The organism is Bradyrhizobium betae (assembly GCF_050632175.1).
GTDB lineage: Bacteria > Pseudomonadota > Alphaproteobacteria > Rhizobiales > Xanthobacteraceae > Bradyrhizobium > Bradyrhizobium betae_B.
Map to the genome: position 1 here is coordinate 224,987 of NZ_CP192576.1, position 19,574 is coordinate 244,560.

Annotated in this window: 19 protein-coding genes and 2 pseudogenes; 6 read left to right on the forward strand and 15 right to left on the reverse strand. The window is 64.3% G+C overall.

Annotated features, from left to right (window positions below; translation table 11 throughout):
- Positions 1 to 111: 111 nt before the first annotated feature.
- Positions 112 to 969 (reverse strand): LysR family transcriptional regulator, encoded by an 858-nt coding sequence (locus ACQ86E_RS01195; RefSeq protein WP_431203850.1) that lies wholly within the window; start codon positions 967 to 969, stop codon positions 112 to 114.
- 104 nt (positions 970 to 1,073) lie between these two features.
- Between ACQ86E_RS01195 and ACQ86E_RS01200 the strand changes: the two genes are divergently transcribed.
- Positions 1,074 to 2,066 carry a zinc-dependent alcohol dehydrogenase family protein gene (locus ACQ86E_RS01200; protein ID WP_431203851.1) on the forward strand — a complete coding sequence of 331 codons (993 nt, stop codon included), beginning with the start codon at positions 1,074 to 1,076 and terminating at the stop codon, positions 2,064 to 2,066.
- 32 nt (positions 2,067 to 2,098) lie between these two features.
- On the opposite strand, the gene ACQ86E_RS01205 is transcribed toward ACQ86E_RS01200, so the two are convergent.
- Both ACQ86E_RS01205 and ACQ86E_RS01210 read right to left on the reverse strand, forming a co-directional pair.
- Positions 2,099 to 2,293, reverse strand: coding sequence for a hypothetical protein (locus ACQ86E_RS01205; protein WP_431203852.1), 195 nt, complete (start codon positions 2,291 to 2,293; stop codon positions 2,099 to 2,101).
- Positions 2,294 to 2,589: 296 nt separating this feature from the next.
- Positions 2,590 to 3,573 (reverse strand): aldo/keto reductase, encoded by a 984-nt coding sequence (locus ACQ86E_RS01210; protein ID WP_431203853.1) that lies wholly within the window; start codon positions 3,571 to 3,573, stop codon positions 2,590 to 2,592.
- A 105-nt stretch (positions 3,574 to 3,678) separates the two neighbouring features.
- Between ACQ86E_RS01210 and ACQ86E_RS01215 the strand changes: the two genes are divergently transcribed.
- Complete coding sequence (locus tag ACQ86E_RS01215; RefSeq protein ID WP_431203854.1) at positions 3,679 to 4,572, forward strand: LysR family transcriptional regulator; 894 nt, start codon at positions 3,679 to 3,681, stop codon at positions 4,570 to 4,572.
- Between the two features lie 3 nt (positions 4,573 to 4,575).
- Here the strand turns inward: ACQ86E_RS01215 and ACQ86E_RS01220 are convergent, their stop codons facing one another.
- Positions 4,576 to 5,649 (reverse strand): hypothetical protein, encoded by a 1,074-nt coding sequence (locus ACQ86E_RS01220; RefSeq protein WP_431203855.1) that lies wholly within the window; start codon positions 5,647 to 5,649, stop codon positions 4,576 to 4,578.
- Positions 5,650 to 5,892: 243 nt separating this feature from the next.
- Between ACQ86E_RS01220 and ACQ86E_RS01225 the strand changes: the two genes are divergently transcribed.
- Positions 5,893 to 6,933 carry a patatin-like phospholipase family protein gene (locus tag ACQ86E_RS01225; protein WP_431203856.1) on the forward strand — a complete coding sequence of 347 codons (1,041 nt, stop codon included), beginning with the start codon at positions 5,893 to 5,895 and terminating at the stop codon, positions 6,931 to 6,933.
- A gap of 7 nt (positions 6,934 to 6,940) precedes the next feature.
- On the opposite strand, the gene ACQ86E_RS01230 is transcribed toward ACQ86E_RS01225, so the two are convergent.
- Positions 6,941 to 7,369 (reverse strand): CBS domain-containing protein, encoded by a 429-nt coding sequence (locus tag ACQ86E_RS01230; RefSeq protein WP_431203857.1) that lies wholly within the window; start codon positions 7,367 to 7,369, stop codon positions 6,941 to 6,943.
- A gap of 189 nt (positions 7,370 to 7,558) precedes the next feature.
- Positions 7,559 to 8,395 (reverse strand): rhomboid family intramembrane serine protease, encoded by an 837-nt coding sequence (locus ACQ86E_RS01235; protein ID WP_431203858.1) that lies wholly within the window; start codon positions 8,393 to 8,395, stop codon positions 7,559 to 7,561.
- Between the two features lie 451 nt (positions 8,396 to 8,846).
- Between ACQ86E_RS01235 and ACQ86E_RS01240 the strand changes: the two genes are divergently transcribed.
- Complete coding sequence (locus tag ACQ86E_RS01240) at positions 8,847 to 9,401, forward strand: PAS domain-containing protein (RefSeq protein ID WP_431203859.1); 555 nt, start codon at positions 8,847 to 8,849, stop codon at positions 9,399 to 9,401.
- 19 nt (positions 9,402 to 9,420) lie between these two features.
- On the opposite strand, the gene ACQ86E_RS01245 is transcribed toward ACQ86E_RS01240, so the two are convergent.
- Together ACQ86E_RS01245 and ACQ86E_RS01250 are read right to left on the reverse strand one after the other, a co-directional pair.
- On the reverse strand, positions 9,421 to 10,230 hold the full coding sequence (locus ACQ86E_RS01245; RefSeq protein WP_431203860.1) for a transglutaminase-like domain-containing protein: 810 nt from the start codon (positions 10,228 to 10,230) through the stop codon (positions 9,421 to 9,423).
- Positions 10,231 to 10,379: 149 nt separating this feature from the next.
- Positions 10,380 to 10,769, reverse strand: coding sequence for a COG4315 family predicted lipoprotein (locus ACQ86E_RS01250; RefSeq protein ID WP_431203861.1), 390 nt, complete (start codon positions 10,767 to 10,769; stop codon positions 10,380 to 10,382).
- 147 nt (positions 10,770 to 10,916) lie between these two features.
- Between ACQ86E_RS01250 and ACQ86E_RS01255 the strand changes: the two genes are divergently transcribed.
- Together ACQ86E_RS01255 and ACQ86E_RS01260 are read left to right on the forward strand one after the other, a co-directional pair.
- Positions 10,917 to 11,423: a GNAT family N-acetyltransferase gene (locus ACQ86E_RS01255; RefSeq protein WP_431203862.1), complete on the forward strand. Its 507-nt coding sequence runs from the start codon at positions 10,917 to 10,919 to the stop codon at positions 11,421 to 11,423.
- Between the two features lie 128 nt (positions 11,424 to 11,551).
- On the forward strand, positions 11,552 to 11,854 hold the full coding sequence (locus ACQ86E_RS01260) for a hypothetical protein (RefSeq protein WP_431203863.1): 303 nt from the start codon (positions 11,552 to 11,554) through the stop codon (positions 11,852 to 11,854).
- Between the two features lie 80 nt (positions 11,855 to 11,934).
- Here ACQ86E_RS01260 and ACQ86E_RS01265 read toward each other — a convergent pair whose 3' ends face one another.
- The 7 genes and pseudogenes from ACQ86E_RS01265 to ACQ86E_RS01295 all read right to left on the reverse strand — a co-directional run bounded on the left by ACQ86E_RS01265 (position 11,935) and on the right by ACQ86E_RS01295 (position 19,288).
- A complete protein-coding gene (locus ACQ86E_RS01265) occupies positions 11,935 to 13,911 on the reverse strand; it encodes a DEAD/DEAH box helicase (protein WP_431206644.1) in 1,977 nt (658 codons plus the stop codon).
- A 304-nt stretch (positions 13,912 to 14,215) separates the two neighbouring features.
- The gene (locus ACQ86E_RS01270; RefSeq protein ID WP_431203864.1) at positions 14,216 to 14,644 is read right to left on the reverse strand and encodes a VOC family protein; all 429 of its coding nucleotides are present in this window, start codon (positions 14,642 to 14,644) and stop codon (positions 14,216 to 14,218) included.
- Between the two features lie 109 nt (positions 14,645 to 14,753).
- Entirely contained in the window at positions 14,754 to 15,236 is a 483-nt protein-coding gene (locus ACQ86E_RS01275) for a DUF5680 domain-containing protein (protein ID WP_431203865.1), read from the reverse strand.
- Positions 15,237 to 15,239: 3 nt separating this feature from the next.
- Positions 15,240 to 16,392: pseudogene (locus tag ACQ86E_RS01280) on the reverse strand (zinc-binding dehydrogenase).
- A gap of 129 nt (positions 16,393 to 16,521) precedes the next feature.
- Positions 16,522 to 17,304 (reverse strand): S53 family peptidase, encoded by a 783-nt coding sequence (locus tag ACQ86E_RS01285; RefSeq protein WP_431206657.1) that lies wholly within the window; start codon positions 17,302 to 17,304, stop codon positions 16,522 to 16,524.
- A 386-nt stretch (positions 17,305 to 17,690) separates the two neighbouring features.
- Positions 17,691 to 18,083, reverse strand: a pseudogene (locus ACQ86E_RS01290) (hypothetical protein); the annotation flags it as partial.
- A gap of 5 nt (positions 18,084 to 18,088) precedes the next feature.
- Entirely contained in the window at positions 18,089 to 19,288 is a 1,200-nt protein-coding gene (locus tag ACQ86E_RS01295) for a hypothetical protein (RefSeq protein WP_431203866.1), read from the reverse strand.
- Positions 19,289 to 19,574 lie beyond the last annotated feature (286 nt).

The window sequence follows — 19,574 nt, forward strand, 5'->3', positions numbered from 1 at the left end:
TTCCGAAATTCTGTAAAGGCGAATATTTTGGGCCGCGCGCATTGACCGATAGCTTGGGTGTTTTGCCCGTCGGGCAACGCAAGATCTCGTAGATGGGATGGAGCCACCGGGCTACGGCGTGCCCGCCAACCGCTCGATCACCAGATCGAGCAGCGCGCGCAGGCGGGCAAGGCGGCGGAGATCGCGGTGATAGCCGATGAAGGTGTCGCGGCCGGGCGGCGGCGTTCCGATGTCGAGCGCGACGAGGCGGCGATCGCGATCGCCGAGCGGACGCGGCAACACGGCCAACCCGCCTCCGCTCGCGCACAATTCGGCCTGGGCCTGCCGGTTGTTGCTGCGCGAGGCGATGTTCGCATTCGGCAGCGCGCGCTTCAACCAGACCGCATCGGGCATATCGGCGAATTCGGCGTTCATGGTGACGATTCGGACGCCGCTGCCGTCGCCGGCGCGCGGCGGCTTGCTGCCTTTCCTGCCATAGAGAGCGTAGGGAATGTGCAGCAGCTTGCGGGAGATCACCTCGGGCTCGTCGAACCGCTTGATGCGGAAGACGAGATCGGCCTCGCGACGCGGCAGGCTGTAGAGCCGCGCATCGGTCAGGAGCTCGACCGTCACCTTGGGATGAAGCTTGCCGAACGCTGCGATCACCGGCGACAGCATGACCGTTCCGAACCAGTCCGACGAGGACAGCCGCAACAGGCCGTCGAGTTGCGTCTCCGCACCGGAAGCGTGGCGCTGAAGGGCGAGCGCCTCTTCCTCGATCCGCTCGGCATGCCGAAGCACGGCCGTGCCTTCGTCGGTCAGCACGAAACCATCGGCGGTGCGCTGGAACAGCGTCTGTCCGAGCGCGGCCTCGAGCGCGCGAAGCCGCCGCCCCATCGTCGGCTGGGTCTGGCCGATCTTTCGCGCGGCAGCGCCGAGCGTGCCTTCGCGCGCGATCGCCAGGAAGATGCGCAGATCGCTCCAGTCCATCGAACTCCCCGTCATACAAAATTGTATGATTATCGTACATCCTTGTTCCTTCTCATGCAAAAGATCATGAGCATATTGGAGGCCGACAACGGAGCAGGACGATCATGACGAGACCATCGACGATGCGTGCCGCCATCCTGGAAACCCACAACGCGCCGCTGCGCATCTCAACCATCTCCACGCCCGACATCGGCCCGTCAGAGGTGCTGGTGCGGGTTCATGCGAGCGGGGTCAATCCGCTCGACACCAAGATCCACGCCGGTGCCGCGGCGCATGCGCGCCATCCTCTGCCCGCCATTCCCGGAATCGATCTTGCCGGCACGGTCGAGCGCACCGGGGGCGAGGTGACGCGGTTCAAGCCCGGCGACGAAGTCTATGGCATGACCGGCGGCGTCGGCGGCGTGCCGGGATCGCTGGCCGAATTCGCGGCCGTCGATGCCGACCTGCTGGCGCTCAAGCCCGCCAATCTCAGCATGCGGGAAGCTGCCGCCCTGCCCCTCATTGTCATCACGGCCTGGGAAGGCCTGATCGACCGCGCGGCGTTGAAGGCCGGCCAGAAAGTCTTGATTCATGGCGGCGCGGGCGGCGTCGGCCATGTCGCGATCCAGATCGCGCGCGCCTTCGGGGCAGAGGCGTTCGCGACCGGCTCGCCATCGCAGCGTGCGACGATCGAAGGCCTTGGCGCCGTCTTCGTCGACCGTGACGTAACAGTTGAGGCTTACGTTGCCGAGCATACCGGAGGCCGCGGCTTCGACATCGTCTACGATACCGTCGGCGGCAAGGTGCTCGATGCCTCCTTTGCGGCGGTGCGCCGCTTCGGCCATGTCGTGAGCGCGCTCGGCTGGGGCACGCATGCGCTGGCGCCGCTTTCGTTCCGCGCCGCCACCTATTCGGGCGTGTTCACGCTGCTGCCGCTGCTGTCAGGCGAAGGCCGCGCGCATCACGGGGAGATCATGGCGGAGGCGACGCGGCTGGCCGAGGCGGGCAAGCTCGTACCGCTGCTCGACGACAGGCGCTTCACGCTGGAGAGTGTTGGCGACGCCTACGCGCTGATCCGGGATCACGCGGCGAAGGGCAAGCTGGTCGTCGATATTTGACGTCGGCCTCGTAATCCGGAACTACGGTCGCACTAGTCCTCGCTGGACGCCGCAAAACGCTTGCGCAGATAGGCTTGCGACAACAGGAAGAACAACGCGCGCTCGCCTTGGTATTTGGCGGACGGCCGCGTGCGCTCGAAGCCATCGGCAAAGATCTTGCCGGACTGGTCGCACACCTGCCATCGCCAGCCAAACCGCTTACGCCTGGTGAGGATCACTTCGTACATGCCGACGGGCTTGGTCCCCTGTTTCGTGCCGGTCTCGCAGCTGCACAAGCCTGCTCCGGCTCCCCCATATGAAGGATAATCGACATATAACCCAGCAGGACGGAAAGCGAATGAAATTGATTATCGGAAATAGGTATCTTGCACCGGCTTTGACGAAGTCACGGAGCGGATGGAATAAGCCGACGCTGCCGGTGTTATTTGCCGCCAATGCGGCCTGACGGTGCTGCCCGGGGTATTCAAATCAGAACACAGGAGGATGTCCGGTAAGCGAATGCTCCCCGGGCGTTCACTGCAGCCTAGCGTCCGACCCGCGCCTGCAGATGCGCTGGATAGCGGTCGCCTTGCACCGCCACCTTGGCCAGCATGCCTGCAATGGCAGCGAGATCCGCGTCCGACAGCATCACCGCGGCCGCGCCGAGGTTTTCCTCGAGCCGGTGCAGCCTGGTGGTGCCGGGGATCGGTACGATCCACGGCTTTTGCGCGAGCAGCCAGGCCAGCGCGATCTGTGCAGGCGTCACCTTTTTGGCCGCGGCGATTTCGCCAAGCAGGACAACGAGGGTCTGGTTGGAACTGCGTGCGCTGGATGAGAACCGAGGTACGATGTTGCGGAAATCGGTCGCGTCGAACGTCGTGCTCTCGCTGATCGCGCCGGTGAGAAAGCCCTTGCCGAGCGGGCTGAAGGGAACGAAGCCGATGCCGAGCTCTTCCAGCGTCGGCAGGATCTCCTGCTCCGGCTCGCGCCACCACAGCGAATATTCGCTTTGCAGTGCGGTTACGGGCTGCACCGCATGGGCGCGGCGGACGGTCTGCGCGCCCGCCTCCGACAGGCCGAAATGCAGGACCTTGCCGTCGCGGATCAGATCCCTGACCGCGCCCGCAGTGTCCTCGACCGGCACGTCGGGATCGACGCGGTGCTGGTAGAACAGATCGATGCGATCGGTCCTGAGCCGCTTCAGCGCGGCCTCTGCCACCGCCTTGACGTTGGCGGGCCGGCTGTCGAGCCCGGCCTCGACCCTGCCGCCCTTAAAGCCGAACTTGGTGGCGATCACGACCTTGTCGCGGACCGGCGCGAGCGCCTCGCCGAGCAACTCCTCATTGACGAAGGGACCGTAGGCCTCGGCGGTGTCAAACAAGGTCACGCCGCGCTCGAACGCGGCCCTGATCAGTGTGATCGCCTGTGACCTCTCGGTGGCGGGGCCATAGCCATAGCTCAGGCCCATGCAGCCGAGGCCGAGGGCCGAAACCTCCAGACCACTCTTGCCCAGTTTGCGCGTCTGCATCGAAGCTCTCCTTTGCGAAAATCACGTTCGACGGCGAATTTAGGCGACGCGCGGGCCTGCGATTAGGTGATAAAATCGGCATGTACTCATGATCCGGACTCATGAATGGCCCGCACCAACATCAACGACCTCCTCGCCTTCCTCGCGGTCGCGCGCGAGCGCAGCTTTACCCGCGCCGCCGCCCAGCTCGGCGTCTCGCAATCGGCGCTCAGCCACACCGTGCGCGGCCTGGAGGAACGGCTCGGCCTGCGGCTGCTCACCCGCACCACCCGCAGCGTCGCGCCGACCGAGGCCGGCGAGCGCCTGCTGCGCAATATCGGGCCGCGCTTCGAGGAGATCGACGCGGAGCTATCGGCGCTGACCGCGCTGCGCGAGACGCCGGCCGGCACCGTCCGCATCACCGCCGGCGAGCACTCCGCGCAGACGGTGCTGTGGCCGGCGCTCGCGAAGCTGTTGCCGCGCTACCCCGACATCAAGGTCGAGCTCGTCGTCGACTACGGCCTGACCGATATCGTCGCCGAGCGCTACGACGCCGGCGTGCGTCTCGGCGAACAGGTCGCCAAGGACATGATCGCGGTGCGGATCGGACCGGAGATGCGCATGGCCGTGGTCGGTGCGCCCGCCTATTTCGCCGCGCACGGCAAGCCGAAGCAGCCGCAGGATCTCACCGAGCACAATTGCATCAACCTGCGCCTGCCGACCTATGGCGGCATCTATGCCTGGGAATTCGAAAAGCGCGGCCGCGCGGTGAAGGTGCGGGTCGACGGCCAGTTGGTGTTCAACTCCGGCCTGCTCAGGATGAATGCCGTACTGGCGGGCCTTGGCCTCGCCTACATGCCCGAAGATCTCGTGAAGCGCGAGATCGCCGATGGACGTCTGGTCCGCGTGCTCGCCGACTGGTGCGCGCCGTTCGCGGGCTATCATTTGTACTACCCGAGCCGGCGGCAGCCGACCCCGGCGTTCGCGGTGCTGGTGGAGGCGTTGCGGTATCGGAAGTGAGGATCAGCGCGCCACGACTTCCACTTCGCCGTCGACGCCGTTGACGACGTTGAAGCCGCGCTCGTAGACCTTGCCCTCGTTCTTGGCGATGGCGCGGTATTCGCCTTCGGAGAGCACGACGCGCGGGAAGGCGCCGATCGATTCCTTGATGACGTCGCCGCCCGGCGTCAGCACCGACCAGGCAGTGTTGGCGAGCGCCTCGCCGCCCCTGTCGCTGACGAGCTTGAGCGTGATCACGGCGGCGCGGTGGGTGATGGTGACGTCGGTGAGCTTGCCGGCCTGGACGCGGATGTCCGAGCGCACCACCGAATTGGCGTCGCCGTAGTTGGAGATGATGTAGTAGGTGCCCTCCGGCAGCAGCACGACGTCGCCGGCGGCGACGTTCGGCACCAGCGAGGCACGCTCGCCGGATTCGAACTGGCTGCCCTTGTAGATCGCGAACGAAATCTGGTTCAGCGGAATGCGGCTGGTGCCGACGCGGCCCTCGATACGCAGGCCGCCGGCCGGCAGCACGAAGGATTCGCGGTCGGTCTCCGCCTTCAGGCTGACGTTGCGCACCGCGCTGACGAGGCCGAAGGCGACGTGCACGACGTAATTGCCGGGCGGCAGCACGATGTTCGGCGTGGCGCTGCGGTCCTCGCGGATCAGCTTGAAGGTGCCGTTCTCGTCGGGACGATCGGCAAACACCCGCCAGACCAGACCGCTGGTGATCGCGGGAGAGTCCTTGCCGTATTTCGCGGTCAGCGACAGCACGCCCTGTCCGGGCACGGCGGCATTGAGCGGCGGAGCCGACGGCACCATGGTGACCGCGGGCGGCGGCATGCTCGGCGTATTCGGCTGCATCAGGGTCGGCGGCAGGCTCGGGGGGCCGGCGCCGGGACCGGAGGGCGGCGCCAGGCTGACGGCGCCGCCGGGGTCGGGCACCGACGCCGGCGGCACCGGCGGCGGACGATCGGAGAAAAGCTGCGCCTGTGCAGCGTTTTGGCCTGAGGTAACGAGGCACACAGCAACGATCAGCGCCGGCAGCAGCCTGCCGCTGCGCCGCCATCCGACGATGCCGTCACCCCCGTGTGTCATGACACCTGCTTTTCACCGAAAACGCGGCAAATTCAAGCCTCTGATATCCCAGGAAATACGGCCCTGTCGGGTTCAATGGAACCCGGTTGACGCCTGCGTGATTGGAGATGAGGCAACCCGCCCTCGCCACACTGCTGCCCCCTGCGTCCCGAACGGTATAAACCATGCTTCGCCATCGTTCTGGCGAAGCGGAAGTACGGTGCCTACTCTGGTGTGAGGGCTGGCCCGGGTAGGAGAGTTTCGGTGCTGGATATCTTGAAGGGTCGGGGCGCGAACGGCTCCAATGGCGAAAAGGTCGGACTTGGCAGCATTCGCAAGCCGGTCATTGGCCTTGCACTCGGAGGCGGCGCCGCGCGCGGCTTTGCCCATATTGGCATCCTCCGAACCCTGGCTGCCAACGGCATCGTGCCCGATGTCGTGGTCGGCACCTCGATCGGCGCCGTGGTCGGAGGGCTCCATGCGGCCGGCCGGCTCGATACATTCGAAGAGTGGGGACGCAGCCTGCAGGGGATGCGCAACATCCTCGGCTATCTCGACATCCGCCTCAACGGCTCCGGCCTGCTTGGCGGCGAGAAGCTCGCAACCCGGCTCGAGGAGGCGGTTGGCCAGACCCTGGTCGAGGACCTGCCGATCAAGTTCGCGACCGTTGCGACCGAAGTGCGCACCGGCCACGAGATCTGGTTGACGCGCGGCCGCGTGGTCGATGCAATGCGCGCCTCCTACGCCCTGCCCGGCATCTTCTCGCCGGTGCTGATCGGCGACCGCTGGCTGGTCGATGGCGCGCTGGTGAATCCGGTGCCGGTTTCGGCCGCCCGGGCGCTCGGCGCCGAAATCGTCATCGCCGCAAACCTTTCCAGCGACATCTTCACCCATTCCACGACGATCTATTCGCACGGCGCGGTGCCCGCGCCGGCGGCGCCGGAAGCCGAGGAGACGACAGCCAAACGGCGCTTTCCGCGCCTGTTCTCGGCGGAGAAGACCATGAAGCGCGAGTTCTTCGGCGGCGGCGGCCGGCCCGGCATCTCTTCGGTGATGGTGGATGCCTTCAACATCATGCAGGACCGCATCACCCGCGCGCGCCTCGCCGGCGATCCGCCGGACCTGCTGATCTCGCCGCGGGTCGGCCAGTTCGGCTGGTTCGACTTCCACCGCTCCGAGGACCTGATCGCACACGGCGCCCGCGCGGCCGAGCGCGCGCTGGAGTCGATCCAGGAAGCGATCGAGGTGCTGGCTCCGGCGCCCGCTGGTCATGCGCCCAAAGCCGGCAGTCAAGGCGGCGCGTAAAGTCCGGTCAGGCCGTCTTGATGTAGTCGCGCAGGGCTTCCTGCTCGGACTCGTATTCCTGGACGCGGCGCTTGACGATGTCGCCGATCGAGATCAGGCCGACCACCTTGCCGCCGTCGATCACGGGCAGATGGCGGAACTTGCCGTCGGTCATCATCTCCATCAGCTCGGCGACCGTGTCGGCCTCCTTGCAGGTGACGACCTTGCGGGTCATGACCTGAGAGACCGGCTCCTCCAGCGCGGCCGCACCGCGCTCGCCGATCACGCGCACGATGTCGCGCTCGGACAGGATGCCCTCGAGCCGGCTCTGGTTCATCACCAGCACCGCGCCGATCTTCTTCTCACCAAGCAGTTTTGCCGCGACAGCCAGCTTCGCGTCGGGCTCGACGCTCATGATCTGGTGGCCCTTGGTATTGAGAATGGAACGTACCGTCATTGTCGCCTCCCTGAATCGGACCCGTCCGCTTTCGCGGTCCGGACTTGTTCGTCGAGTCTTCAACTAACAGTTCAGGCGCCGGTTTCACGCTCGGGCGCTTTGGGAAGCCAGGCCGCGAACGGCTTTGTCGCTTCGACACATTCTTCCCGAGAATGATGGATGAATTCGGGCCGCGCCGCAAGCGCCGCCTCAAAGACGGTCTGACAGATCCCGTGATGACGCATCCGCAGCATCGCTTCGCACGCGCGGCACGGGATCGAACAGCGTGAACAGCAGAAGGCCTGCAAGGAAGCCGCCGATATGCGCCTGCCAGGCCACGCTCGTGGTTTCGGCATCGACACCGATCGCACCGACGCCGAAGATGATGTTGACGCCGAACCACACCGCAAGGAAGCCGACCACACGGCCGTCGCGCAGCGCCCGCGACAACGGCAGCGCCGGAACCTTCGCGGCGGTATCGGCGTCCGATCGGCTGAACGACAGGAAGCTGCCGCGCACAAAGGCGAACCGGATCGCCGCCGCCATCGCGCCCGACACCGAGGCTGAGGCGCCGATCATCGGCGCCACCGCATGCTCGTGGGTAACGAGATGGGCGAGCGCGCCCGCCGCCGCCGTCACCGCGAGAAACAAGAAGAACCTGACGGCGCCGAAGCGCCGCGCCAGCGCGCTGCCGAACGGCAACAGCCACAGCACGTTGAAGCCCAGATGCGTCAGATTGGCGTGCAACAGCGAATAGGTGACGAAGCTCCAGACCTTTGCGCCGGCCCCGCCGGGAATCTCCAGATTGAGCAGCGAGGAATCGTAGCGCTTCGGGATGAAGCCGAAGACGTCGATGGTCCAGTTCTCCAGTTCCGGCGGCAGCAGCATCCGCAGATGAATGACCGCCAGCAGGACGATATAGGCGGTCAGCGCGAACGGCAGCGTCAGGATCGGCTCGCGCGGAGCCTCCTCGCGGACGGCCTGCAGGTCCTGCGGCAGACCTTGCTGCGACGAATCGTGCGGCGGAGAATTGTGCGGGGAATCCAAGGCAGCTTCGCTTTCAGGCGCGATCGGAGCGGTCCACTTGGAGATAGTCGCCTTTGCCGGCCCTGCGCAAGTGCACAAAAGGAAAAGGCAGGGCTCTGGGAAAGCCCTGCCTGTCCGTGTCGGTCTTCCGGCGGCTTTGGGAATAAGGTGTATCCCCACCCCTCCCGCGCCCGTGACCAAACTGTTTGACGCCTGTGTACAGGCCCCGCCGAGAACCTGGAGCAAAGCGGCGAGGCTTGCGATCGCGGTCACCATAGCAGCGGCGCGGCCTGAGCAAAGCGCATAGTTAACTTAACGTTAACGATGCAAAGGCCCGCCCGACGGGGCCGAAAACGCCTCTGCGGCATGGACGGTGCAAATCCGCTCCTGCACAACAACAAAGGGATCGCGGGTGCACTGAAGCGGGACAGCTTTGTCCCGCCAGATGTCCCCCGGGGTAAAGCGTTCAGTCATGAAACATCCGTCGAGCCGCGCATTCTTTGCGTATTGGAATGAGAAGCGCGGCGCTGCACGGGCCCCTGACCGGGCCGATATCGACCCGGCTGCCGTCCGCGAGCTGCTCGGCGACATCTTCGTGCTGGCCAGCGAGCAAGACCTCGGCTTCCCGTTCCGCGTCGCCGGCACGCGCGTCTGCGCCCTCGCAGGGCGTGACCTCAAGGACCAGAGCTTTGCGGCGCTGTTCAGCGAAGCCAGCCGCCGCGAGATCGAGGAGATCACAACGATCGTCGCCGACGAGACGCTGGGTGCGATCGCCGGCGTCACCGCCGCGCGCGAGGACGGCAGCAAGGCGCATCTCGAATTGCTGCTGCTGCCCTTCAACGCGCGCCCGCATACTCCGGTCAGCGTGACAGGCGTGCTCGCGCCGTTCGACGACGAATGCGGCGCGCTCGGCACCTTCACCCTCACCTCCTGGCGCTATCTGCACCAGCCGGAGAAACTGCTGCCGCGCGCGATCCGCAAATTGCAGATCGCCCGCGGGCTGATGGTGTATGAGGGGCTTCGCTAGGCAGCGATCGTTCGCGCCGTTACGGCGCGATCTCGTCGGTCCAGACCTTGAAGCTGACCAGCTTGTTCGGGCCGAATGTCTGCGTGATCGGAACGTCGCAGGCATCGCGCCCCTGCGCGATCAGGATGCGCCCCTGCCGCGGCTCGTTGTTGCGCGGATCGAAGGTGTGCCAGCGCCCGCCGAGATAGGCTTCGAACCAGCCGGCGAAATCGCCCGCGGCCCACGGCTTCGGCGTGCCGACGTCGCTCAGATATCCGGTGCAATAGCGCGCGGGGATGTTCATGCAGCGGCAGAACGCAATGGCCAGATGCGCATAGTCGCGGCAGACGCCCTTGCCTTCCTGATACGCCTCCCACGCCGTCTTGGTGGCGCGCGCATGCTCGTAGCCGAAGGCGATGTGGCGGTGAACGAAATCGCAGATCGCCTGTACCCGCGCCCAACCCGGCGGCGTCTTCTCGAACAGCTTCCAGGCGATCTCCGAAAGCCGGTCGGTCTCGCAATAGCGGCTGCCGAGCAGATAAACCAGCGTATCGGACGGCAGCTCTTCGATCCTGTGCTGAACGGCCGTGGCAACCACCGGATCCGGCAGGCCGCCGTCGCGAACGACACCGTCGGCGGCAAGGCGCATGCGGCCGGCCGGCGCCACCATGCGGCTGCACCAATTTCCGAACACGTCCCGATAGGGCGTAATCTCGACTGCAGGCGTTGAGGTGACGAAGTCCGGCACGATGACATCGGAGGCGCGCGTGAAATGCGTGCCCAGAACCATGATCATCGGTGTTGGCTGCGGGAAATCGTAGAGCATTTCGAATCCGACACGGAACTTCATCGAAATGCCCTTTCGGCTGTATGACAGCTCGAAGTGGCTACGAAACCGCAGATTACAAGGCGCGGCACGGCTTTGCAGCGCATTACTCCCCAACGATGCTTCGCATCGTCAAGGCAGTGCTGCGCTGCGTCCGGGGCCCGAGCCCGTCTCTACGGCGTCGCCAGATGCCAGGCGCCGTTCAGAAAGCCGTCGCCGGTGACATCGCCGGGCTTGGTGTCCTTGGCGAAGGTGTAGAGCGGCTTGCCCTTGTGGGCCCATTGCTTCGAACCGTCGTCGCGGGTGATGATGGTGTAGCCGTCGGCGGCGGCGTCGCTGGCCTCGGCCTTCAGCGCCGGCCAGTTGGTCGCACACGGACCGTTGCAGGCCGACTTGCCGTCGGCATCCTTGTCGAACGTGTAGAGGCTCATGCCCTTGGCGTCGGTGAGCACGTTGCCCTTGTCGGTCTTGCCGGTCTTGGTCGGCGGCGCGGCGAAGGCGGCCGGAATGATCGCGAGCGAGACGGCGAGCGCGAGTGCGAGGCGGATCGGGGATGTCGTCATGGTCTCTCCTGTCATGCAATTGGCTTGCATGGGTTAGGACGCCGCATGGCCCGCGGTATTCCTGAGAAAGCGCCAAAGATATTTTTCGCTGCGCGCGGCGTCGTGGCGGAATAAACTGGATTGAGAGAGACGGACCGACGAATCGACATGAGCAAGCCGCATTGGCGTCCCGCGCGCACCACCGACCTGCCCGCGATCGGCGCGATCGCGGCGCGGATCCATCCTGATCTTCCGGAACGTCCCGACGTCTTCGCGGAGAAGATGCGGCTCTATCCCGACGGCTGCCGCGTGCTCGTCGCGGACAATGCGATCGCCGGCTACGGGCTCGCGCATCCCTGGAGGCAGCACCGGATCCCACCGCTCGACAGCTTCCTCGAACGATTGCCCGACGATGCGGATTGCCTCTACGTCCACGATGTCGCCGTGCTGCCCGACTTTCGCGGCGGCGCGGCGCGCGACTATGTTGCGACGATCGAGACGCTGGCCCGCGCATCACACATCACGGCGCTCGCGCTGGTCTCGGTCTACGCCACGCGGCCGCTGTGGGAACGCCTCGGCTTTCGACCGGTCATGGCGGATGCGGAACTGCGTGCAAAGCTCGCGTCCTATGGCGACAGCGCGACCTACATGCTGCGCGACATCGCTGCGACGTAACGTCCCTCCCCGATCGGCGCGGCTCACGCGGGCGTGAAGCCATCCGCTCGAACCGGCTTCGATCAGCTCCCGTCGAAGGTGTGTGCGGGCCGCTTCCGGTCTCGCCGAAACGAGACTGGAGAATTTCCATGAAACTCACATTGCCGAAAATTGCCTTGATTGCCTTCGTTGCGACGAGCGCGTTCAGCGCAACCAGCGCCAACGCGGCGCAGCTCCGGACCTATGGCTGCGACACCGCCTTCTTCGAGGGTTGCGGTGTCCTGATCGAGATGCCGACCTCGCCTGGCAGAAGCCGCCCCAGTGTCATCCATCATGACACCTCGCCCACCTACATGAAGCAGGCCGATCCGCGCTACAGCTCGTCGATGCGTGATGCCGGCGGTGGTGGCGGCGGAGGAGGTGGTGGTGGTGGCGGCGGCGGCGGTCGCTGAGCCCACCTGAGAATTGAAATGAAAATGCCGCCGGTGCGATCCGGCGGCATCCCTTCCTGTCTGCGCAGTCAGGCTGAAGCTCAGCCCCGATGTTTCTTCTTGGGCTTCTTTCCCGGCGCGCCCTTCCCGGCCCACGGCGTCACCGACGGCTCGGCGTGTCCCGGCTTGTTCTTGTGCTGCTTTTTCTTCGCGAAAGAAGGAGCATCCTCGAATTTCGGCGCGCGCTCGCCATGTGTCTTGCCGCGCGGCTTGAAGTCGCTCACCTCGCGCGCGCGATCGTCGCGACGTTCACGATGATCGCCCTCGCCGCTGTCGCGCCGAGGCGTGTGCGGCCGCTTCTCGGAAGGCGCCTGGCGCTGCGGCGCATCCGCCATCGCCTCAAGGCGGATATTGTCTTCCTTGTCCGGACGCTTGATCTTGGCAGCAAAGGACTCCGCGACCCGCTCGGAAATCTCGAACTCCGTGGTGGTGTCCATGATCTTGATGGCGCCGATGTCGCCCTTGTCGATGCCGCCACGGCGGCAGATCATCGGCAGCAGCCAACGCGCTTCCGCATTCTTCTTGCGGCCGATGTTGGCGCGGAACCAGACACTGCCATCCGCCATGCCGTGTTTCGACGACGATTTTCCGGGTTTTGGCCGAGGCCTTTCGGAACGATCATCACCACGCGAGTTGCGGACATCGTCGCGCGGCGCCCGATCGTCGCGCGGCGCGCGAGCATTGTCGCGACCTCGATCGTCACGCGGCCGGTTGCTGCTTCGCTCGCCGGGATCCATGATGTCTTCCGGCGACGGCAGCCGCGCGCGATAGAGCCGCGCGAGCGCGGCGGCAATATCCTCAGCCGAGCGCTCGGCGAGCAATGCCTGCGCCAGCACCTGATCGTCGGGAGTGGTCTCTTCCGTGAACAACACGTCCTTCATGCGGTCGTGATCGAGCTTGCGGATTTCCTCCGCCTGCGGGGCCGTCCCCCAGACCGCGTCGATCCCCGAGACATTCAGCAGCATTTCGGCGCGGCGCCGTCGTATCGGCGGCACCAGCAGGACGCTTGTCCCCTTTCGGCCCGCGCGCCCCGTTCGACCCGAGCGATGCTGCATGACCTCGGCATCATTGGGCAGGTCCGCGTGAATGACGAGGTCGAGGCTCGGCAAGTCGATGCCACGGGCGGCAACGTCGGTTGCCACGCAGACGCGAGAGCGTCCGTCGCGGAGCGATTGCAACGCCGTGGTTCGCTCGTTCTGCGTCAATTCGCCCGACAAAGCGACCACGGAGAAGCCCCGCTCCAGCAACGCCGCCTGCAAATGCCTGACGTGATCGCGCGTGCTGCAAAACACCAGCGCGCTCGGCGCTTCGTAGAAGCGCAGCACGTTGACGACTGCGTGCTCGACGTCGCCGGGAGCAACCCGGATGGCGCGGTACTCGATGTCGGCGTGACCGCCTTCGTCACCCGCGACCTCGATCCGGAACGCCTGCTGCTGATATTGCTTGGCCAGCGCGACGATGCCGCGCGGAAACGTCGCCGAGAACAGCAGCGTCCGGCGTGTCTCGGGCGTGGTCTTGAGGATGAATTCCATGTCCTCGCGAAAGCCGAGATTGAGCATCTCGTCGGCCTCGTCGAGCACGACCACCTTCAATTCCGAGATGTCGAGACGGTTGCGGCGCAAATGATCGCACAAGCGGCCGGGCGTGCCGACGACGATGTGCGCACCGGCGGCAAGCTCGCGCTGCTCACGCCGCGGATCCATGCCGCCGACGCAGGAGACGACGCGGCCGTTGGCATGCTCGTACAGCCACGCAAGTTCGCGCTGAACCTGCAAGGCGAGCTCGCGGGTCGGCGCCACGATCAGGGCGAGCGGTGCGCCCGCCCGTTCGAACCGCTCGGCGTCGCCGAGCAGATCCTTGGCCATGGCGAGCCCGTAAGCGAGGGTCTTGCCGGAGCCGGTCTGGGCCGAGACCAGCAGGTCACGGTCAGCGGCTTCGTTCGCCAGCACGGCGAGCTGAACGGGGGTCGGACGGTCGTAGTTGCGCTCGGCCAAAGCTCGGGCGAGCGGCGCACTCATGGTCGGGAAAGACACGGGATAAACCTTGGTTGGTCCAGGCGCGGAACGTCGAGCCGCGCGACCTGAAGCTGCGTACGCGGCAAAATGGTCCAGCCGCACGCGTGGTGATCTGATTTGGACGCTCTTTACGCCAAGCGCAGGCAAATCACCATGCCTATGATGCATGGCTTCGGCACCATCGAGAATAAGCTTACCGCCGGCCCGACCCACTACATCCAGCGTTTTCGGGCCCTTTTGCTGCATATAGCGGGATTTGGGGCCAAAGCGGAGGAATTGGCTGCCACCGGTCGTTGCGAGCCCCTTCTCAGATTTCCGCGTAGACCTCCAGGAGATTGCCGTCGGGATCACGAAAGAACAGCGTGCGGTGTCCGAAGGACTGGTTCGTCGGCGGTGACAGCAGCGCCACGCCCTGCCTCACCAGTTCGTCGGCGCACGCATCAACTTCGGCTGCCGAAACCTTGAAGGCCAATTGCAGCGAGGCCGTGCCGGTAGGCACCGGCGCATCGGCGGCGGTCCGACCCGGCTTTGCCAGCGCCAGCGTGTTGCCGCCGAGGGCGTACTCGATCCAGTTCGGGGAGAGTTCGCGAAGCAGCGGAAAGGCGAGAACGTCCTCGTAGAAGCGCCGCATCGCGGTCATGTCGCGTACGAAGATGACGGTGTAGTCGATCGCGCGGATGGCGCTGAAAGGCGAGCGAGCGCGCCGGGTTGGATCTGGTGTTCGTTCGTTTGTCATCTCGTCCTTCATACCAGCCTCCGCCTCGTAGCCCGTATGAAGCGAAGCGAAATACGGTAGCAGCGGCCCCGGATTACGCTGCGCTCGATCCGGGCAACAAGTTCAATAACTATCGCAGCAGACCGCCGCTATAGCGCAGCTCGTAGAGAGGTGCGTCATCCACTCGGTCGATGGTCTCGACGCCGTGAAAACGATCGAGCGCGCCGTGAACCCGGTTGCGGTAGATCATGCCTGCCTGCTCGAACAGACGCGGTCCCCGATAGGGCTCCTCCGTGGAAACGCCCAGCAACGCCTGCCGCAGGAATTTGTAGATCGCGAGAAAAGTATCCCGATCCGTGATATCCGCGCGGGCGCCACCGCTGTAGCTCATCGACCAGATGACGCGGTCGGCCCGCGACACGGTCTCCTGCCCGACGAAGAACCCCATCCCGAAATAGATATCGCGGTACGCGTAAGGTGCCGCGCGATGTTCGAGCTGCCTGGAGCCTGCAAGCAGAGGCATGGCCACGGTCGCGTCGTCGTCGAGACCCGCATAGGTGCGCCGCTTGGCTTCGACCAGAAACGCCGCAAGATCGGACGGGATGGACGCCATTGCCTAGTCCACCAGCTCCGGCCACGGCACGATGGTCGACTTCACCGTCTTCATCGCCATCGCATCCCGCACCGCCTGCGCAACACCGTCTTCCGTAAACGGATAGATCGTCTGCATCTTCAGCCACGGATATTTGTCGCGCGTGCGGTAGAGCATGTCGACGCCGAGCGGCAGATCGTTGCCGGTAAAACCCCAGGATCCCAGTACGTTGAGGTCCTTGGTGCAGATGCGGTGCCATGACGTCTCGATCGAGCCGGCGTCGGTGAACTGACCCATCTCGACATAGGTGCCGCCGTCGCGCAGCATCTCGATGCCTTCGGGGCCGGCCGAGGGGTGGCCCGAGCAATCCATCACCAGATCGGCGCCGAAGTGACCTACGATCTCGCGCACGCGGGCGATGCGCTGCTGCGGCGATGTGACCTCTTCGATGTTCACCGTCGCCTCGGCGCCGAACTCGCGCGCGAGCTTGAGCCGCGGCTCTTCCGGCGCGCCGACGCAGATCACGCGCCCTGCCCCCATCTCCTTCGCCGCCGCGACGGCCAAAATGCCGATCGGGCCGGAGCCCTGGATCACCACCGAGTCGCCCCAGGAAAACCCGCCGGCACGGCTGGCGCGGTTGAAGGCGCGGATGCAGGAAGTCAGCGGCTCCGACAGCGCGCCGAGCCGCAGCGACATGTCGTCGGGCAGCTTGTAGATCTTGGTGCCCGGCAGCATGTCGAGATCGACATAGACATATTCGGCCCAGCCGCCCCACATGTGCGGCGCCTTGTCGAAGCCGAGATAGCGGCCGTAATAGACCGGCGTCAGGCATTTGTTCGCTGTTTGCGGATAGTGGATGCAGTAATAGCAACGGCCGCAGGGCATCAGCGGCGGGATCATCACTTTTGATCCGACCTTGAGCGGCTTGCTCATGAAGTCCTCGGTGAATTCGTCGCCGCATTCGACGATGACACCGCCGATCTCGTGCCCGAGCGTAAACGGCCAGGGCAGCGGCTTCGGCCAATGACCTTTCAGGATATGCAAATCGGTGCCGCAGACGCCGCAGGCACCGACCCTTGATCAGCGCGCCCTTGCGGCCGACCTTCGGCCACGGCACGGTGCGGATGACGGGCTCCGAGCCCGGCCCTGCGTGGGTGCAGACGCGGATTTGATCCATGGCTGTTTCCTCGGTGCCCGTCTATTATGATTGGCGATGCGGACTGAAGCGAAGCGTATGTGAGCTGCGCGGTGCTGCCAAGGTGGGGCTCGTCGGCCAAAAAGCTCGGCAATGTGCTATTGCTCGTGATCAGGGAATGGTCGCAAAGGTCGAAGCAATCGCTGCGCCATCTGGCGAGCCAAGGCCGGTGCAAGGATTCCAACCGTGTCCCGCGTCGTAACCCAGGCCAGAAGTGTCCTTGTTGTCACCAGTCGTGATTGGCCGCAACAGATGCGGGCTCCGATAGAGACGATCATTGACAAAACCGAGCGCTTGCCCACGCTCGGCATTGATGAGCGCGATGAAAGCGCCCCAGAGTGGAGCGACCGCGCTGGTGCCACTCGCGACGAAATCGTTGCCATCGAGAAAAATGCGATAGCCGTTCGTCGATGCTGCGGCCGCGGCGACATCAGGCACGCCGCGACCGCGCTTGTCGTCGTTGAGCGAGCCTCGAATCCGCTGCGTCGCCTGAAAGGCGGGAACTAGATATTTCTCGCTGATGCCGCCCCCAGTGCCACGCACGCCGCGATCGTTCCAGACTGTCTCGTTCTCGATACTCGTCCGCGCCGCGTCGAGCGCAATGCTCGTCCCGCCGCAACCCAGAACGTATGGGCTAGATGCCGGATAGTTGACGTAGACCTTGCCATCTTGCATGCGCTCGGACGCAAGATCGTCGCCGGAGGTCGCAAGTACTGTAATCCCGAGTCGAACCGCGTCCTGCAGCACCGGATCGAGACCAAGCCGGGACTGCGGCGGCCAGAGCGTTTCCGGTTCGCCCCACGTGATGATAATGACATTGGGCCGCTCGGGACCATGCACCGCGCGACTGACGCCCGCGACCAACCCGGGCTCGCTGAGCTCGGTGAAATACACGACGATGCGCGCCGCGGGTGCGACGCCGGCAACGACTTGGATATCGAGAGCAACCTCCTGATCCGCGCGGCGATCCTGGCCCGGTCGATTGCGGCCGCTCCCACGTTGATATCGACAATCTCCGGCGGAGCGATCTGCATAGCTTGGCAGGCCGCTACGATGTCGTCGGGTCGATAACCACCGGCCGGTTCAATAATAGCAACGCATTGGCCTGCACCGCGGTCGCGGCGGTCAAGGCCGTAGAGGCGAGCCATCTCGGACGGCAACAAACCGCTGCCATCATTCGCAATTGCGTTCTGGCGCAGCCTGCTCAGCCTAGGTTTCCTGGTATCGAGCCCGAGAACAGAATGGACGATCGGCTTCAACTGCCGCGGTACGCTCGGCTGCCGGCAGGGGTAATGGCGCCATACGCCGCCATCATTGATCCATGCCAGTCGCGTTGCAAACGCGCGTTCGGCCGCAGCCACGCGCGTCTTGAGTCTGACACGACGGCCGAGGAAGTCGACCGACGTGACGGTCATGCCCAGTCGCCCGGCAAAGCGTCGGATGAGTTCGACAGAGCGTTTTAAGATGCGTCTGCGCTCGGCCCTCAGGTCACTCAGCGTGACGCGCCGGTTCAGTTCCGACAAGTCGATTGCGCTTCCCGGACGTCGGCGTACGGGAAAACGATGACGCAAATAGAGCGTCAGGCCCAGCAGCGCATCCGGCGGTAGATAGTCGATATCGCCAGTTGCCCGCTGCTTAGGCAGATGCCCGCGAGTGCGCTTCAGTCGAGCCATAGAGATTACGGACCGATCGCCTCTCGAGGAATCGACCAGATAAAGTCCGTCTGAAGGGCAAGCATCGACTGGTCGGGACCAGGATTGTTCCAGAACCAAGCTGGAAGTGGTGCCCCGTTCGGGCTGCACCGCTTTTGCGGACCGTTGGGACACAATGACGTAGGAATAGCCGGTATGAGGAAGCCTGCCCCGGTCGTTCCGACCCCATTTGAATTGACTGCGGCACGGCTGTGGCAGGTCATGCACGACGAAGTGTCGACAAAGCCAGCTTCGGTTACAGAATTGCCCAAATGAACCGGAAGTCCTGTCGCGGTCACAAAATCGGCCTGACTACCCTTCAGGCAATAGTTCTCCCAGAGAGCGGGAAGACCGTTGTCGGCGAACAGCTTCTTCAGCGCCGCGGTCTTGACGCACGGCCCATACTTTCCACCCGGAGCATCATGCGCTCTGACATCCTGTACAACCGCGCCGAATCTGTCGTGGCAACCGATGAAGTCGCAGCGTCCAACATTGTCCCTGTGCTCGAACGTGGCCCAAGTCCAGTTCGGGATCTGCTTGGAGATAATGTGCATCGAAATGAGTGCGTAGCGCTTATTATCAGAAGCTGTGTTGATATGATAATCGGATGAGCTGAGATCCTTGGCCAAAACCCAGTTCGCTTTCACCTCCATCGAGTCGACCGGAAACGAGATCGGCTGCCCGATGGCAAAAGCCGCCCTTAGACCAGCCCTAGTCTGCAACCTGTTGCACACGATAAAATCAAATGTTGCCCGGTTGCGCCGCGTCTCTTCAACTGCTTCGAATCCGGGCTCTGCCGGCAGCACGTGTGGTTGCAATCCCGGCTCCCGTGGCGCCAACGCAATCAGTGCCGGCACGTTTAAGATCTTCGGACTTGCGACGGGCGTAATTGTCGGCTGCTGTGGCAGCGCCGTGGTGAGTGTCGCGACTTGTGCCGGCGCGCAGTTAGGCGGAGAGGAAGAACCCGGAAACTTGGGATTTGACTGGAATGTATCCTCATTAGAAGCCCAAGTCTCGAACACGACGTTGTTGTTTATACTCGGAACCGACTTATTGACCACAGCGAAGAGTTCCCACGACACCTTGTCGGGATTGTTCAGCGCAGGATCGGGGTCGGCGGTTTGAGCGCGTGCGGTACCCGCGAATGCGAGCGCCATGAGAAGCACCGATGCGATCGGCTTCATCATTGTCTCCTGTTATCGTTACGTCAGAAAAACACAGTTGAAAGAGAACCGCCCGAAGACAGACCCGCTGGCAATCAATTGCAATCCGCAACGATCAAATTGCGACACCTGAGTTAAATTCAGCGTCTTCAGAGTCTAATACACGCTTTAGTTGATATCACGCGAAATGCGATCCTGCAACCTCAGAGCGATCTTTCGCGTCACGACGAGGGAGAGTCAGATTTCGTGAAGCTGGACCTTAATTCATCACGCTCGCCATACATCTTGAGCATACGACCACCAACGTGTA

Excerpts from the sequence above, each read along its gene's own strand:
- ACQ86E_RS01195 (WP_431203850.1), bottom strand. The coding sequence starts at position 969 with ATGGACTGGAGCGATCTGCGCATCTTCCTGGCGATCGCGCGCGAAGGC.
- ACQ86E_RS01200 (WP_431203851.1), top strand. The coding sequence starts at position 1,074 with ATGACGAGACCATCGACGATGCGTGCCGCCATCCTGGAAACCCACAAC.
- ACQ86E_RS01205 (WP_431203852.1), bottom strand. The coding sequence starts at position 2,293 with ATGTACGAAGTGATCCTCACCAGGCGTAAGCGGTTTGGCTGGCGATGG.
- ACQ86E_RS01210 (WP_431203853.1), bottom strand. The coding sequence starts at position 3,573 with ATGCAGACGCGCAAACTGGGCAAGAGTGGTCTGGAGGTTTCGGCCCTC.
- ACQ86E_RS01215 (WP_431203854.1), top strand. The coding sequence starts at position 3,679 with ATGGCCCGCACCAACATCAACGACCTCCTCGCCTTCCTCGCGGTCGCG.
- ACQ86E_RS01220 (WP_431203855.1), bottom strand. The coding sequence starts at position 5,649 with ATGACACACGGGGGTGACGGCATCGTCGGATGGCGGCGCAGCGGCAGG.
- ACQ86E_RS01230 (WP_431203857.1), bottom strand. The coding sequence starts at position 7,369 with ATGACGGTACGTTCCATTCTCAATACCAAGGGCCACCAGATCATGAGC.
- ACQ86E_RS01240 (WP_431203859.1), top strand. The coding sequence starts at position 8,847 with ATGAAACATCCGTCGAGCCGCGCATTCTTTGCGTATTGGAATGAGAAG.
- ACQ86E_RS01245 (WP_431203860.1), bottom strand. The coding sequence starts at position 10,230 with ATGAAGTTCCGTGTCGGATTCGAAATGCTCTACGATTTCCCGCAGCCA.
- ACQ86E_RS01250 (WP_431203861.1), bottom strand. The coding sequence starts at position 10,769 with ATGACGACATCCCCGATCCGCCTCGCACTCGCGCTCGCCGTCTCGCTC.
- ACQ86E_RS01255 (WP_431203862.1), top strand. The coding sequence starts at position 10,917 with ATGAGCAAGCCGCATTGGCGTCCCGCGCGCACCACCGACCTGCCCGCG.
- ACQ86E_RS01260 (WP_431203863.1), top strand. The coding sequence starts at position 11,552 with ATGAAACTCACATTGCCGAAAATTGCCTTGATTGCCTTCGTTGCGACG.
- ACQ86E_RS01265 (WP_431206644.1), bottom strand. The coding sequence starts at position 13,911 with ATGAGTGCGCCGCTCGCCCGAGCTTTGGCCGAGCGCAACTACGACCGT.
- ACQ86E_RS01270 (WP_431203864.1), bottom strand. The coding sequence starts at position 14,644 with ATGACAAACGAACGAACACCAGATCCAACCCGGCGCGCTCGCTCGCCT.
- ACQ86E_RS01275 (WP_431203865.1), bottom strand. The coding sequence starts at position 15,236 with ATGGCGTCCATCCCGTCCGATCTTGCGGCGTTTCTGGTCGAAGCCAAG.
- ACQ86E_RS01295 (WP_431203866.1), bottom strand. The coding sequence starts at position 19,288 with ATGATGAAGCCGATCGCATCGGTGCTTCTCATGGCGCTCGCATTCGCG.